Source organism: Aquamicrobium terrae, assembly GCF_052978165.1.
Genome location: NZ_JBRKLZ010000002.1, coordinates 659,564 through 673,761, shown reverse-complemented (window position 1 = coordinate 673,761; position 14,198 = coordinate 659,564). Strand labels below are relative to the sequence as shown.

Annotated in this window: 14 protein-coding genes; 9 read left to right on the top strand and 5 right to left on the bottom strand. The window is 65.3% G+C overall.

The genetic code is table 11. The features are described 5' to 3' along the window. Positions 1 to 12 precede the first annotated feature (12 nt). From ACVCNR_RS20425 to ACVCNR_RS20415, 3 genes are read right to left on the bottom strand one after another with little or no spacing between them, the layout of a single operon-like run. Positions 13 to 543 (bottom strand): MaoC family dehydratase, encoded by a 531-nt coding sequence (locus ACVCNR_RS20425; protein ID WP_447076258.1) that lies wholly within the window; start codon positions 541 to 543, stop codon positions 13 to 15. Beyond that, entirely contained in the window at positions 543 to 1,313 is a 771-nt protein-coding gene (locus ACVCNR_RS20420; RefSeq protein WP_447076257.1) for a 3-ketoacyl-ACP reductase, read from the bottom strand. Before ACVCNR_RS20420 ends, ACVCNR_RS20425 begins: the two co-directional genes overlap by 1 nt. 8 nt (positions 1,314 to 1,321) lie before the next feature. Then, complete coding sequence (locus ACVCNR_RS20415; RefSeq protein WP_354193867.1) at positions 1,322 to 2,428, bottom strand: acyl-CoA dehydrogenase family protein; 1,107 nt, start codon at positions 2,426 to 2,428, stop codon at positions 1,322 to 1,324. A 211-nt stretch (positions 2,429 to 2,639) separates the two neighbouring features. On the opposite strand from ACVCNR_RS20415, the gene ACVCNR_RS20410 reads away from it, so the two are divergent. The 9 genes from ACVCNR_RS20410 to ACVCNR_RS20370 are packed head-to-tail and all read left to right on the top strand — an operon-like array spanning position 2,640 to position 11,610. Beyond that, positions 2,640 to 3,614 carry a TRAP transporter substrate-binding protein gene (locus tag ACVCNR_RS20410; protein ID WP_354193590.1) on the top strand — a complete coding sequence of 325 codons (975 nt, stop codon included), beginning with the start codon at positions 2,640 to 2,642 and terminating at the stop codon, positions 3,612 to 3,614. Positions 3,615 to 3,652: 38 nt separating this feature from the next. Continuing rightward, on the top strand, positions 3,653 to 4,189 hold the full coding sequence (locus tag ACVCNR_RS20405; RefSeq protein ID WP_354193591.1) for a TRAP transporter small permease: 537 nt from the start codon (positions 3,653 to 3,655) through the stop codon (positions 4,187 to 4,189). Between the two features lie 2 nt (positions 4,190 to 4,191). Then, positions 4,192 to 5,466 carry a TRAP transporter large permease gene (locus tag ACVCNR_RS20400; RefSeq protein WP_354193592.1) on the top strand — a complete coding sequence of 425 codons (1,275 nt, stop codon included), beginning with the start codon at positions 4,192 to 4,194 and terminating at the stop codon, positions 5,464 to 5,466. A 3-nt stretch (positions 5,467 to 5,469) separates the two neighbouring features. Continuing rightward, the gene (locus tag ACVCNR_RS20395; RefSeq protein ID WP_447076256.1) at positions 5,470 to 6,996 is read left to right on the top strand and encodes an acyl CoA:acetate/3-ketoacid CoA transferase; all 1,527 of its coding nucleotides are present in this window, start codon (positions 5,470 to 5,472) and stop codon (positions 6,994 to 6,996) included. Then, positions 6,993 to 7,757, top strand: coding sequence for an enoyl-CoA hydratase/isomerase family protein (locus ACVCNR_RS20390; protein WP_447076255.1), 765 nt, complete (start codon positions 6,993 to 6,995; stop codon positions 7,755 to 7,757). Before ACVCNR_RS20395 ends, ACVCNR_RS20390 begins: the two co-directional genes overlap by 4 nt. Beyond that, positions 7,754 to 8,599, top strand: coding sequence for a shikimate dehydrogenase family protein (locus ACVCNR_RS20385; RefSeq protein WP_354193595.1), 846 nt, complete (start codon positions 7,754 to 7,756; stop codon positions 8,597 to 8,599). Before ACVCNR_RS20390 ends, ACVCNR_RS20385 begins: the two co-directional genes overlap by 4 nt. Then, positions 8,596 to 9,612, top strand: coding sequence for a Gfo/Idh/MocA family protein (locus ACVCNR_RS20380; protein WP_354193596.1), 1,017 nt, complete (start codon positions 8,596 to 8,598; stop codon positions 9,610 to 9,612). Before ACVCNR_RS20385 ends, ACVCNR_RS20380 begins: the two co-directional genes overlap by 4 nt. Continuing rightward, the gene (locus tag ACVCNR_RS20375) at positions 9,609 to 10,781 is read left to right on the top strand and encodes a dihydrodipicolinate synthase family protein (RefSeq protein ID WP_354193597.1); all 1,173 of its coding nucleotides are present in this window, start codon (positions 9,609 to 9,611) and stop codon (positions 10,779 to 10,781) included. Before ACVCNR_RS20380 ends, ACVCNR_RS20375 begins: the two co-directional genes overlap by 4 nt. Positions 10,782 to 10,785: 4 nt before the next feature. Beyond that, on the top strand, positions 10,786 to 11,610 hold the full coding sequence (locus ACVCNR_RS20370) for a sugar phosphate isomerase/epimerase family protein (protein WP_447076254.1): 825 nt from the start codon (positions 10,786 to 10,788) through the stop codon (positions 11,608 to 11,610). Positions 11,611 to 11,641: 31 nt separating this feature from the next. Here the strand turns inward: ACVCNR_RS20370 and ACVCNR_RS20365 are convergent, their stop codons facing one another. Then, positions 11,642 to 12,010 (bottom strand): DUF1850 domain-containing protein, encoded by a 369-nt coding sequence (locus ACVCNR_RS20365; protein ID WP_354193599.1) that lies wholly within the window; start codon positions 12,008 to 12,010, stop codon positions 11,642 to 11,644. Positions 12,011 to 12,020: 10 nt separating this feature from the next. Further along, positions 12,021 to 14,129 (bottom strand): TRAP transporter permease, encoded by a 2,109-nt coding sequence (locus tag ACVCNR_RS20360; protein WP_354193600.1) that lies wholly within the window; start codon positions 14,127 to 14,129, stop codon positions 12,021 to 12,023. Between the last annotated feature and the right edge of the window lie 69 nt (positions 14,130 to 14,198).

The following is a 14,198-nucleotide window of genomic DNA, read 5'->3' as shown; positions in this document are numbered from 1 at the left end:
CCATGTCGTCTTTCATTGCCCTTGTACGTCCTGTCTTGCAGCAGGCGCATCTGCGCATGATGCCCGGCGCGCGCACAAGAGGAAGGTTTCGCCTTCCTGCACGACGACGTCGTTCTGGTTGCATACCACGAAGCCCAGGGTGAGGATGCCCCGTTCGGGATTCCAGTGCGGCTTCATGGCGTTGACGGTGATGGTGGCCCGGATGCTGTCGCCGATGAGGATCGGCTGGCGAAAGCGCCAGTTCCATCCCAGCGAGGCGATGCCGGCGATGCGCACCGGCGCGCGGTTCTTGAGGCCATCGACCATGGCCAGGCCCAGCAACCCGTGCGCGAGACGGCTTGGGAAACCGTGGGCCTGCGCGAAGGCGTCGTCCATATGGATGTCGAATAGGTCCCCCGACAGGCCGGCGAATCCGACGACGTGGCTTTCCGTGACCGTGATGCGGGAGGTGGCGAAATGGTCGCCGACCTCCAGGTCGTCGAGCCCGTAGAAACCGGGCGCCAATGCGCGGCCCTTCGCGAGCGTATCGGTTGCGGCCGTCATCACAGGCTGCTCACATGAAGGCCGCCGTCGACATGCAGCACCTCGCCAGTGGAGAAGGCCAGTGCGCCATCGGCCAGCATGGCGGCGGCTCGCCCGATATCCTCGGGCTTGCCCCAGCGGTTGATCGGCGTGAAGCCCTGTTCGTAGCGGGCGTCGTAGTTGTCGCGGGCGACGGCGGTCATCGCGCTTTCGATGACGCCGGGACGGATTTCATAGGCGTTGATGCCGAACTCGGCCAGGCGCAGGGCGAACAGCTTCACCATCATCGAAAGCCCGGTCTTGGAAATGCAGTATTCGCCGCGATTGGTGGAGGCCATGACGGCATTGGCGGAGGAAACGGTGATGATCGACCGGAAGCCGTCATTCCCGGCCGCCGTCATGCGCCGGGCCACCGCCTGGGTGAGGAAGAATGGGCCGCGCAGGTTGACCGTGACCAGCCGGTCGAAGCTTTCGGGCGTAGCTTCCAGAAGATCGCCACGCTTGGCCACCGAGATGCCGGCATTGTTGACCAGGCACTCCAGACCGCCGAAGGCCCCCCAGGCCGTGTCCACCAGCTTTTCGTGGGCGGCGACATCGGCGATGTCGCCGGGCAGGGGCATGGCCTTGCCGCCGCGCTCCCGGATCGAGGCGACGGTCCGGGCAAGGTCCTCGTTGTCGTTCAGGTCGTTGACCACGACGGCAAACCCCCTGTCGGCCAGCGCGAGGGCGATGCCTCGCCCGATGCCGCGGCCCGCGCCGGTTATCAGGGCGCGCTTGTCCATATCGCTCATCACCGGCCTCACTGCATGATGTTGCGCGCGATGATCATGCGCTGGATCTGGTTGGTGCCCTCGTAGATCTGCGCGATCTTGGCGTCGCGGTAGAGCCGTTCGACCTCGATGCCGCGGATGAAACCGATACCGCCATGGATCTGCACGGCATTGGCCACATGATCGACGGCGGCGTCGGCGGCGAAGCACTTGGCCATCGAGCAGTGCATGGTGGCGCGCTGCCCGGCATCAAGACGAGCGGCCGCGTCGCGCACCATCAGGCGCCCGGCATGAAGCGCCTTGGCCATATCGGCGATCATCCATTGCACGCCCTGGAACTCGCCGATCGGCTTGCCGAATTGCTGGCGGGTCCTGGCATAGTCCACGGAAGCCTCGAGAGCCGCCTGAAGCAGGCCGACCGCAAGGCCGGCAATGCCGATGCGCCCCTTGTCGAGCACGCTCATCATCATGTGGAAGCCCTTGCCCTCTTCGCCGAGCAGGGCGTCGGCCGGCAGTTCTATGCCGTCGAAGGTCAGCGCGCCAACCTGCGAGGCGCGCTGGCCCATCTTATGTTCCTTGGGGCCGATGATGTAGCCGGGCCGGTCGGCATCGACGATGAAGATGCTCATGCCGCGCTTGCCGGCGGCCGGGTCAGTGCGGGCGAGCACCATGGCGAAATCGGCGACCGGGGCATTGTGGATCCAGATCTTGCCGCCGTCGAGGCGCCATCCGTTGGCGGTGCGCACGGCGCGGGTCTGGATGCCGCCAACGTCGGAGCCGGCCTCGGGCTCGGTGATGGCATAGGCGCATTTGCGCTCGAAACGGACCAGCGGTTCGAGATAGCGCTTGCGCTGCTCGGGCGTGCCATGGGCGGCCAGCAGCGAGGAAACCAGCTCGACCAGGCCGCACTGGTCGGCAACCGAGGCATAGCCGCGCGACAGTTCCTCCATGACGATGGCGTAGGAAACGGTGTCCGCGCCGACGCCGCCCATCTCGGCCGGCACCGTTATGCCAAACAGCCCGAGCTGAGCCATGGTCCGGTAAAGGTCCTCCGGATAGGTTTCGCTCTCATCGAGCGACTGGGCGCGGTCGCGCACCTCCGCCTCGACGAACTCACGCACCGTTGCGGCAAACATGCGATGCCGTTCGAGGGCTTCCTCGTCGTGGCAGGCTGCAAACTGATCCATTCCGGTTTTTCCTTCCCTTGACCGATGTCGCCGGGAAAGGCGGCATCGGGCTCCAAAAAAGCGATAGACAATCGATAAATTCTTTACTACATCGATCTAGTAGATCGTTCTAGTGGCAATTTTGCGATATTCGCAATTTGCAGGGTTCAGGGAGGACCACATGAAATTCCGTAACTTGGCCGGGGTGCTTTCGGCCGCCATCCTGCTTGCCGGCACTTCCATCGCGCCGGCGCTCGAACTGACAGCGGCGCACGTCAATCCGCAAGGCGAGCCCTCCAATACCGCCTTTGCCGAACTGGCGGAGAGGCTCAAATCCTCGAAGACCGGCCTGTCGATGACGGTCTTCCCGCAAGGGCAGGTGGGCGACGAGAAGGATGCCATCGAGCAGGTGCGGCTAGGCGCCGTCACCATGACCACGGTGGCGACGTCCAACCTGTCGGCCTTTGCGCCGAGCGCTGGCGTTTTCGATCTGCCGTTCCTGTTCGAGAACGGCGACGTACAGCCCTGGGTCGTTTCCGATGGCCCCATCGGCGAGGAGATCGCCGCCAAGATCGAGCAGGAATCGGGACTGAAGGTGCTGGGCTGGTGGTCGGGCGGCGAGCGTCATGCCTTTACCCGGACGGTGGACGTCAAGACACCTGCCGACCTCGACGGCACCAAGATCCGGGTGATCGGCAGCCCCGTCTATCTCGACACCTTCAATGCCCTTGGCGCCAAGGCCACGCCGATGCCTTATGGCGAGGTGTATACTGCCCTTGCCACCGGCACGATCGATGCTGCCGAAAACGACAGCTCCGGCTATCGCAACATGCGCTTCTACGAGCAGGCGCCCCATCTTTCGCTGACCGGGCATTTCTTCCTCTACAAGGTCGTGGTCGCCAACGTCGATGCACTGGCACAGCTCACCCCCGATCAGCGGGCGGAATTCGATGAGATCTTTGCCGAGGTGACCAAGCACCAGCGCGAACTGTTTGCAACCAACATGACCGATGACCTCCAGTACCTGAAAGCGCAGGGCGTCACAGTTACCCAACCGGACAAGGCGCCGTTCATCGAGGCCACCAAACCGGTCATCGACAAATACGCGAAGATTTACGGCGAGGATCTCATCAAGCGCATCCAGGCCTCGCGCTAAACTTCGATCGCTCTCTCAACGACCAGCGAGATACTGTCATGCGGAAATATCTGTTGAGCGCCGAGCAATGGCTCGTGCGGGTGGAGGGGCTGTGCATCCTCCTGGCCTTCTCGGGCCTGATCGGGATCATGTTCCTGCAGGTCCTCTACCGGTTCGTGCTGTCCGACCCCTTGGCCTTCACCGAGGAAATCTCACGCATCTGCATGATCTGGCTGGTCTTCATCGGCGGGGCGCGGGCCCTCTACGAGGCTGAGCATTTCATCGTCGACTTTGTCGTCAACGCCATGCCGCCCGCCCTTTCCAATTCCGTCGGCTACCTGATCGATGCCGTGACTCTCATCTTCATGTCGGTCATGGCGTGGGTCGGGTTCCGCACCAGCTTCTTCGGCGCCAGCCAGATCATGCCGGCGCTCGGCATTTCGGTGATCGTGCAGACGATCGCCATGCCCCTCGGCTTCGCGATGATGCTGGTTCACGCCCTCGTATTCCTCGTCAAGCGTCGCCACATCGGCGTGCCCGATGCAGCCACCATCGCCCAGCGCGATGGCGTGGTCCATGAGCCTGTGGGGGTCTGAACATGCTCGCGATCGTTCTTCTCGGCATCTTCGTCCTGATTGCGCTGCGCGCGCCGATCTTCGTCGCGCTCGGTGCTCCGGCACTGGCCTACCTCTATGCCAAGGGCATTCCTTTCGGTCTTGCGCCGCAGCGCATCACCGGAACCGTCAACGACAGTATCCTGGCGGCGGTGCCGATGTTCCTGCTGGCCGGCCGGCTGATGAATTTCTGCGGCGCGACCGAGCGCATCTTCAACCTGGCCCAGGCGCTGGTTGGCCATATCCGCGGCGGCCTCGGCTATGTTGCGGTGCTGGCCAGCATGATCTTCTCGGCCATGTCGGGTTCGGCCGCAGCAGATGCCGTCGGCGTCGGGACGGTCACCGTCAAGGCCATGCGTGAACGCGGCTACGATCCTGCTTTCGCTGCCGGCGTGACGCTGTCGGCCTCGACGCTGGCACCGATCATTCCGCCCTCCATCATCATGATCATCTACGGCGCCACCGCCAACGTGTCGATCGGCAAGCTGTTCGTCGGCGGCCTTCTGCCCGGCCTGATGATCGTGTGCTTCCTGATGGCCACGGTCGGCTTCCTCAGCCACAAGCGCGGCTATCCCAAGGGTGAAAGCTTCTCCTTCGCGCGGCTATGGCGCGCGCTGTGGGACGCGTCGCTGGTGATCCTCACGCCGCTCTTCATCATCGGCAGCATATTCTCCGGCATCTGCACGCCGACCGAGGCGGGTGTGATCGCGGTCATCTACGTCATGCTGCTCGGCTTCTTCTACGGCACGCTGACCGTGCGCGACCTGTCGCGCGAGATCATCGGAGCCGGAACGGCGGTCGGCGCGCTGCTGCTGATCGTCAGCGTCTCAGGCCTGGACGGCTGGATGTTCTCGCGCGAGCAGCTTCCGGTTCTCCTGTCGGGACAGGTCACATCCCTGACCACGGACCCGACGCTCATCGTGATCCTGATCCTGCTGGTCGTGCTGGTGCTCGGCATGTTCATGGATGCCACGCCCATCATCCTCATGGTTGTTCCGGCTATCACCCCGTTGCTCAACGCCACCGGCATCGATCCCATCCATGTCGGCGTGCTGTTCTGCATCATGTGCGTGATCGGCCTGATCACGCCCCCGGTCGGTGTCGCCCTCTACGGGGTATCGATGGTGTCGCGCCTGCCGATCGAGCGCGTGTTCTGGGCAAGCCTGCCGTTCTTCCTCGCCCTGATGGTGTCGATCGGGGTGCTGGTGGCGTTTCCCCAGATCATCACCTTCCTGCCGTCCCTCATGTTCGGAAACTGACCCGTGCATAGCAAAGTACAGAGCCCCGAGGCGGTCGCTGCCGCCATCAAGGACGGTGCCGTCATCGCCGTCGCCTCTTCCGGCGGCGGCCTGCTGGAGCCGGACGATATCTTCGCCGCCATCGAGGCCCGTTTCCTCACCACCGGCCATCCGCGCGACCTCATGCTGGTCCATGCGCTCGGCTTCGGCGATCGCGGCCGGCGCGGGGCCAACCGGTTCGCCCATGAAGGCATGGTCAGGCGGGTCATCGGCGGGCACTGGACGTGGTCCAAGCCGATGCAGGACCTGGCCCGTGCCAACAAGATCGAGGCCTATTCGCTGCCGGGCGGCGTCATTTCCCTGCTGCTGCGTGAAAGCGGCGCCGGGCGCCCCGGCCTCATTACAAGGACGGGCCTCGACACCTTCGTCGATCCGCGCCGGCAGGGCGGGAAGGTGAACGCGGCCGCCAGCGAGGATATCGTCGAACTGATCGAGATCGGCGGCGAAACCTTTCTGCGCTACCTGCCGCTGAAGATCGACGTGGCGCTGCTCAAGGGCACCTATGCCGATACGCTCGGCAACCTCTCGCTGCGTGAGGAGCCGGCTGACCTCGACACCTATGCGGCCGCGCTGGCCGCGCACAACAATGGCGGACTGGTCGCGGTGCAGGTGCGGGCCTGTGTGCAGTCCGGCAGCCTCACCTCGCGCGAGGTCGCAGTGCCCGGCATCTTCGTCGACCATATCGTGGTCAGCCCGCAGCAGGAGCAGACCTACAGGGGTGGCTACGACCCGGCCTTGGCGGGCCTCCTGCGCACCACCGCACTGCCGGCCTCGGACGAGGCGTCTGAAGGGGTCAAGCGGGTGCTGGCCCTGCGGGCGGCAGAGGAATTGCGCGAGGGCGCAACCGTCAATTTCGGATTCGGCGCCTCCGCCGGCGTGGCGGCCATCATTTCCGAACGCGGGACGCAATCCAGCTACTGGACGACGATCGAGCAGGGCATCCATGGCGGGGCCATGCTGATCGGCAATCTGTTCGGCATGGCGGTCAACCCGCTCGCCATCATGGCCGCCACCCAGCAGTTCGACTTCTACCATGGCGGCGGCCTCGACATCGCTTTCCTCGGCATGGCCGAATGCGACCGTCACGGCAATGTCAATGTCAGCCATCTGGGCGGCGATTTCATCGGCCCCGGTGGCTTCATCGACATCACCCAGAACGCACGCAAGGTCGTGTTCTGCGGCACCTTCGACACCAAGGGGTCCCGGCTGGCGATCCGCGGCGGCGGCATCCGGGTCGAGGCGCCCGGACAGGTGCGCAAGTTCGTCCACGATGTCGGCGCCGTCACCTTCAGCGGCCAACAGGCGCTGGAGCGGGGCCAGGAGGTCGTCTACGTCACCGAGCGGGCGGTTTTCCAACTTGGGGCCAACGGCGTGGAACTGATCGAGGTCGCCGACGGGATCGACATTCGCAGCGACATCCTCGAACGAATGGATTTCGCGCCCGTCGTCCGCAACCCGGCTCGCATGAACGCGGAGTATTTCGGCACATGAGCGAACATCTCGAAATCAAGGATGAGGGGCCTGTCCGGCTGCTGACGATGACCGGCCAGCCGAAGCGCGGCAATCCGCTGTCGCAGCAGCTGGCGCGCGATCTGGTCGGCGCTCTGGTCGAGGCCGAACGCATGCCGGACATCCACGTCATCGTGCTGGCGGGAACGGCAACCCATTTCTCGGTCGGCGCGGACCTGACCGAAGTGCACGGCATGACGGCGGCGCAAGCCGTTCTCGACGACTGGCTGGAGGAGTTCGACCGTTTCGCCCATGCCCGCAAGCCGACCATCGCCGCCGTACGCGGCTATGCGGTGGGCGGCGGCTTCGAACTGGCGCTGTCCTGCGACATGATCGTATGCGCGGAAGATGCCCATCTGGCGCTGCCGGAAACCGGCATCGGCGTCATCGCCGGGCAGGGGGGCACCCAAAGACTGCTCCAGCTCGCGGGCCGGTCGATTGCCGCCGATCTCATCCTGACCGGCCGTTCGCTTACCGGCGTCGAGGCCGGCGCCTTCGGCATCGCCGCGCGCATATGCCCTGCCGACAATGTCGTCAACGAGGCAATGGCGGTGGCGCGCGGCATGGCCGAGCGCAGCCCTGCCGCGATCCGTTTCGCCCGCGAGGTGCTGCGCGAAGCCGCCGATCACCCTATCCGCCAGTCGCTGCGGCTGGAGCGGCTGCTTGCCTCGCTCGTTCTCGACACTGATGAATGCCGCGCCCGCGTGGGTGCGTTCCTCGACCGGAAGGCGGCTTCCCGATGAGCGATATGACGCAAGCAATTCCCGATATTCCCGGCCTGCCGCTGCCGCTTTCGGGAGAAACGCGGCTCCACGTCATCATCGGCGATCCGATCGCGCAGGCCGGCTCGCCGCGCCTGTTCAATCAGGCTTTCCGACGGCGCGGCGCCGGGGCCGTGCTGGTACCGTTGCATGTCAGGTCCGAACATCTGTCGCAGGCGCTGGCGGCATTGCGCCATTTCGGCAATGTCGACGGCATCGTCGTCACCGTACCGCACAAGATCGCCGTCATGGAGCTGATCGACGAGGTGCGCGACAGCGGTCGCCGCATCGGCGCGGTCAATGCCATCCGCAGGCTGCCGGACGGGCGCCTCGTCGGCGATAATTTCGACGGCAAGGGCTGTATCCGGGGTCTGTCGGCGGCCGGGCACGGCATACAAGGCAAGAGCGTGCTGATCGTGGGTGGCGGCGGTGCCGGCCGGGCGGTTGCCCATGCCATGGCCGACGAAGGCCCGTCACGCCTTCGCCTGTTCGACATCGATTCCACTCGGCAGGCGGAGCTGGTCGCCAGCCTTGCCCAGGCTCATCCCGGCCTTGTCGTCGAGGTCGGTGCCGCTGACCCGCAAGGCTTCGACGTGGTGGTCAACTGCACACCACTGGGCATGCAGGCGTCCGACCCGTACCCAGTCGATCCGGAGCGCATTTCGCCTTCCGCGCTCGTTGTCGACGTCATCCTGAAGCCGGCGATCTCGCCTCTGCTGGAGGCCGCCGCCAAGCGCGGCTGTGCGACCCAGCCGGGCATCCGCATGCTGGAAGGGCAGGTGGAGGCCATCTGCGATTTCTTCGGCGTCGGAATGCCGGCATGAGGCGGAAGGGAATTGCCCTCGTCGGCCTCGGGCTCGCGGTGCGCCCGCATGCGCTGAGTCTCATGGACCTGTCCGCCGAAGCCGAGGTGCTTTACGCCGTCAGCCAGTCGCAGGCGCGTTGCGCGGCGTTCGCCGCCGACTATCCGTTCCCGACCGCCACGGATCTCGAGAAGGCGCTGACCGACGAACGGGTCGAGGCGGTCATCCTGCTGACGCCGCCGTCCACACATCGCGATCTCGGCTCCCGCATTCTGGAGAGCGGCCGGCACCTCCTGATCGAGAAGCCGGTCGGCCTCGTCACCGCCGATGCCGAGGCGCTGCAAGCTCTTGCAGAGGCCAGAGGACTCAAGCTGGGCGTCGTTTTCCAGCATCGCTTCCGCCCGGCGTTCCTGCGGCTTGCCGAACTGGTCGCGGAAGGGAGCCTGGGCCCGCTTGCGGCCGGTCATTGCCGCGTACCCTGGTGGCGGCCGCAAAGCTATTATGATGAACCGGGCCGGGGCATGTTCGCGCGCGACGGCGGCGGGGTCCTGCTGACGCAGGCGATCCACACGCTCGATCTCCTGCGCGCGCTGGTCGGCAGGATCGATATCCATTCTTCCCTCGTCTCGACCACGGCGCTGCACGAGATGGAAGCCGAGGATCATGTGGCCGCGCTCGCCACTTTCGGCGGCCGGGCGCCGGGCACGATCATGGCCACCACGGCCTGCTATCCGGGTTTTCCGGAGACCATCGATCTCGTCTTCGCCACGGCCACCGCGCATCTGGAAGGCGGCGTCCTCAACCTGTTCCGGCATGATGGCTCCAGCGAAACCGTTGGCCGCTCGCAGGCCTTCGGCAGCGGTGCCGACCCGATGGCCTTCGCGCATGATGCCCACCGCGCCCTGATCACCGACTTCCTGCGGGCGATCGACGAGGATCGTGCGCCCGCGGTGAGCGGCGCGGACATCGTCGCGACGCGACGCCTGATCGACGCCATGTTTGCCCGCAGCATTTCAAAGGGGATTGCACCATGACCGCCCAAGTCATCCTGCCGCAAGCCGACGGCTCCCTGGAAACCTGGCGCCTGTCGGCGCCCCGCTCCTTTGCAAGGCCGGCCTCCATGCAGCGCACCCGCATCGCCTATTCGGCCGCGCATGTGGTGGCCGACCCGCTGGCCGACATCGATCCGTGGCTGGCATCGGCACCCGACTGGGAAGCGACCATGGCCTACCGTCGCTACCTGTGGAACCTCGGGCTCGGCGTCGCCGAGGCGATGGACACCGCGCAACGAGGGATGGGGCTGGACTGGCCCACGTCGCTGGAACTGATCCGCCGTTCTGTCGCCGAAGCGAGGTCGTTCGGACCCGGCTCGCTGATCGCATCCGGCGTCGGTACCGACCAGCTCGAGCCGCGCCCCGGCCTCACGCTCGATGAGGTGATCGCGGCCTATGAGCAGCAATGCGCCGCCGTCGAGGCCGCCGGCAGCCGCATCATCCTTATGGCCAGTCGGGCGCTGGCTGCCAGTGCCCGCGGACCGGAAGACTATGCGCATGTCTATGGCCGCATCCTGTCGGGCGTGCGCGAGCCCATCATCCTGCATTGGCTCGGCGAGATGTTCGATCCGGCGCTGGCCGGCTATTGGGGCCATGACGACCACTGGCAGGCCATGGATGTCTGCCTGGAAATCATCGCCGCCCATGCCGGGAAGGTGGACGGCATCAAGGTGTCGCTGCTCAGCGAGGACAAGGAAATCGCAATGCGCGCCCGCCTTCCCGAAGGCGTGCGCATGTATACGGGCGACGATTTCAACTATCCCGACCTGATCGCCGGCGCCGATGGCCGGTTCTCGCATGCCCTGCTTGGCATCTTCGATGCCATTGCCCCGGCCGCTGCCGCGGCGCTGGATGCGCTGGCTGCCGACGACATGGAAACCTATCGTGACCTCATGGTGCCAACCGTGCCGCTGTCGCGCCATATCTTCCGGGCGCCCACCCGTTTTTACAAGACCGGCATAGTGTTCCTGGCCTGGTTGAACGGCCATCAGACGCATTTCACCATGGTCGGCGGCCAGGAAAGCACGCGCTCCACATTGCATCTGGCCGAACTGTTCCGCCTTGCCGACAAGGCCGGCCTGCTGTCCGATCCCGAACAGGCGGCGGAACGCATGACGCTGGTAATGCGCCAGCGTGGCGTGGGGATCTGAGGCGATGGTTGAGCCGACTCGCCTGTCGCTCAACACTGCGACGGTCAGGGAGCGCTGGACGCTGCGGCAGTGCATCGAGGGCTGCGTCCGTCACGGTATCGGCGGCATCGCGCCGTGGCGCGATATGCTGGCGGCCTGCGGCGTGGATGAGGCCACACGTCTGATCGCCGGCCATGGCCTGACCGTGACCGGCCTTTGCCGGGGCGGGATGTTCCCGGCTGAGACGGCCGAAGGCCGCCGGCAGGCGATCGACGACAATTTGCGCGCCATCGACGAGGCCGCCGCCATCGGGGCGAAATGCCTGGTGCTCGTGGTGGGCAGCTTGCCGCAAGGATCGAGGGATATCGCTGGCGCCCGGGCCCAGGTGCGTGACGGCATCGCCGCCGTGCTCGACCATGCGCGGGCGGCCAGGGTGCCGCTGGCTATCGAGCCTTTGCATCCCATGTATGCGGGCGACCGCTCCTGCGTGAACACGATGGCCGAGGCGAATGCGCTCTGCGAGGAACTGGGGGAGGGCGTGGGCATCGCGCTCGACGTCTACCATGTGTGGTGGGACTCGGACTTGTCGGCGCAGATCACGCGTGCTGGCCGCAACCGGCTTCTGGCCTTCCATGTCTGCGACTGGCTGGTGCCGACACGCGACCTGCTCCTCGACCGAGGCATGATGGGCGACGGGGTAATTGATATCCCGGCCATCCGCGCGCAGGTCGAGGCGATCGGCTATGACGGGTTTGTGGAAGTAGAGATCTTCTCGCGCGACCGCTGGTGGCGGGAAGACCCCGATCTCGTGCTGGGGACGATGGTCGAGAGGGCCCGCACCTGCGTTTGAGCCCTCGGTTCAGGCGGATTTTTCTTGACCATTATTCCTCTTCGCAGCCTGTCAGCTTGATCGGTGCGCCGGCTGTGTTGCCGAGGTCGATACATTGACCGGAAGCGCAGAGCCGCCAGCCGCCGCCGGTCAGGCCAGATGATGCCAGCATCACGGCCTCCTGCGCCGGCAATTTCGGCGTGTAGACCCACCAGCCGTCGATCAGCCTCGACCCTTCGGGCGGTTCCATGCCCGCGCCTGAGCCCTTCACCCGCGCTTGCGTCAGCACGAGACCGGCCGGTGTGACCTGCCATTCCTCGTGCCATTCCGATTTCTGCACCGAATGCGTCCAGGAGAGCGAGAAGACGGACGCCGCGATGACGGTCGTCTTGCCCGCGACAAGGACGCAGAGGGCGCTCATGGATCCGGAATCAGGTTGCCGGTGCGGCCACGCGGTGGCTGCGCCACCAGTGGGCCGCGACCACCGCGATGCCGAGCACCCAGCCGGCCTCGTCGGTCAGGGGCAGGGCCAGAACCAGAAGGGTCCCGGCGAGGAGACAGCCCAGACGCTCCCACCACAGCGCCCGCGCAAACAGGAAGCCGACGACCGCCGCACCCCAGAGTGCGATGCCGAAGCAGGCCTTCAGGAAGATGTAGGCCACTTCGCCCCAATAGCCGATATAGGCCGATAGGGGCCCAGGGTCCTGCAGCATCAGCGCCGGCGTATAGACCGCCATGAAGGGCACGACGAAGCCGGCCGTGGCGAGCTTGGTCGCCTGGACCGAAATCTTCAAGCCGGAGGTCTTGGCCATGGGCGCGGCTGCGAAGCAGGCGAGCGCGACCGGCGGCGTGAGATCCGCCATGATGCCGAAATAGAAGACGAACATGTGGCTGACCAGCAGCGGCACGCCGAGTTCCAGCAGGGCAGGTCCGGCCAGCGACGATGTGATGATGTAGTTCGGGATGGTGGGAATGCCCATGCCCAGCACCAGGCAGGTGATCATCGTGAGGATCAGCGACAGGAACAGATTGTTCTCGCCGATGGCAATGACCCAGCCGATGAAGGTGGAGGCGATGCCGGTCAGTGTCAGCGTGCCGATGACGATGCCGACAATGGCGCAGGCGATGCCGACAGGCAGCGCGTTCTTCGCGCCCTCGGCCATGGAATCGCGGCAGATGGCCAATGTCTCGCGGCCGCCCTTGAAGACCGCGCAGGCAGCGATCAGCAGGCCGATCACGAGGGCGAGGACGTTGATGCCGTATTTCATGAATGCCGCTGCCGCGAGCCCGAGCGCAACCCAGAACACCATGCGGAAGGCGAAGGGGCCGATCAGCGCGGCGAGCGGCGTGCCGAGGATCAGCACGACGATCAGCGCTAGGCCCATGGTTCCGGCGAAGATCGGGGTATAACCGGCGAACAGCAGGTAGACCAGCATGCCGAGCGGCAGCACCAGCGGCCAGTGCTGCCGCAGCGCTGCCCAGGGATCGGGCAGGGTCTTCTTGTCCATGCCGCCGAGGCCCGCCTTGCCGGCTTCCAGATGCACCATCCAGAAGCAGACGCCGAAATAGAGGACGGCGGGAATGAGCGCTGCCTTGACCACCTCGACGTAAGGAACGTTCAGTGTCTCGGCCATGATGAAGGCGACCGCGCCCATGACCGGGGGCATGATCTGGCCGCCCATGGACGAGGTGGCTTCGACGCCGCCGGCAAAGGCCGACCGGAAGCCGAAGCGTTTCATCAGCGGAATGGTGAACTGGCCGGAAGCCACGACGTTGGCGACGCCCGAGCCCGAGATGGTGCCCATCAGCGCCGAGGACATGACGCAGACCTGTGCCGGGCCGCCGCGCCAGCTGCCTACGAGGCCGAGGGCAAAGTCGTTGAACAGGGCCAGCATCCCGGCGCGTTCGAGGAAGGCGGCGAACACGACGAAGATGAAAATATAGGCCGCCGAGACATAGATCGGCGTACCGTAGATGCCTTCGGTGCCGAAGCCGAAATGCTCGATGATCTGGGCAAAGTCGTAGCCGCGATGGATGAAGGGTGGCGGCAGGTAATTGCCGAAGAAGCAATAGGCCAGGAACAGGCCGGCGATGATGGTGAGCGGCCAGCCCATCAGGCGGCGCGCGCCTTCGAAGACCAGGACGATGACCAGCGCGCCCACGACCAGATCCGGAACCGTGTGAAAACCGGAGCGCATGATCAGGTCCTTGTAGAAGACCCAGTTGTAGATGCCGGTCAGGAAGCCAAGGATGCCCAGCAGCCAGAACCATGCCCTGGTGACAGGCTTCTTCGCGACAAGATTGCCGATGAGGGCGAAGCCGAGCAGCAGCAGGAAGCCGACATGCATGGCCCGGACGATCTGGCTGGCCAGCGTTCCGTATGCGGCGGTCCATAGCTGGAACAACGAGAACGCAAAGGCGATCCAGAAGGCCGCCCGGCCGAGGATGCCGTCTCCGAAACCGGGCGGCAGGCCCTCAATGATCTCTTCCGCGCTATCTTGCGGAATGATCGGTCCTTCAACCTTGGCGGCTGTGCTCACGGTCGCCCTCCATGCAATGGGAAGCACAAGCCATTCTTGGCTGCGCCTGACCAATCTGTTTTTTCTCAT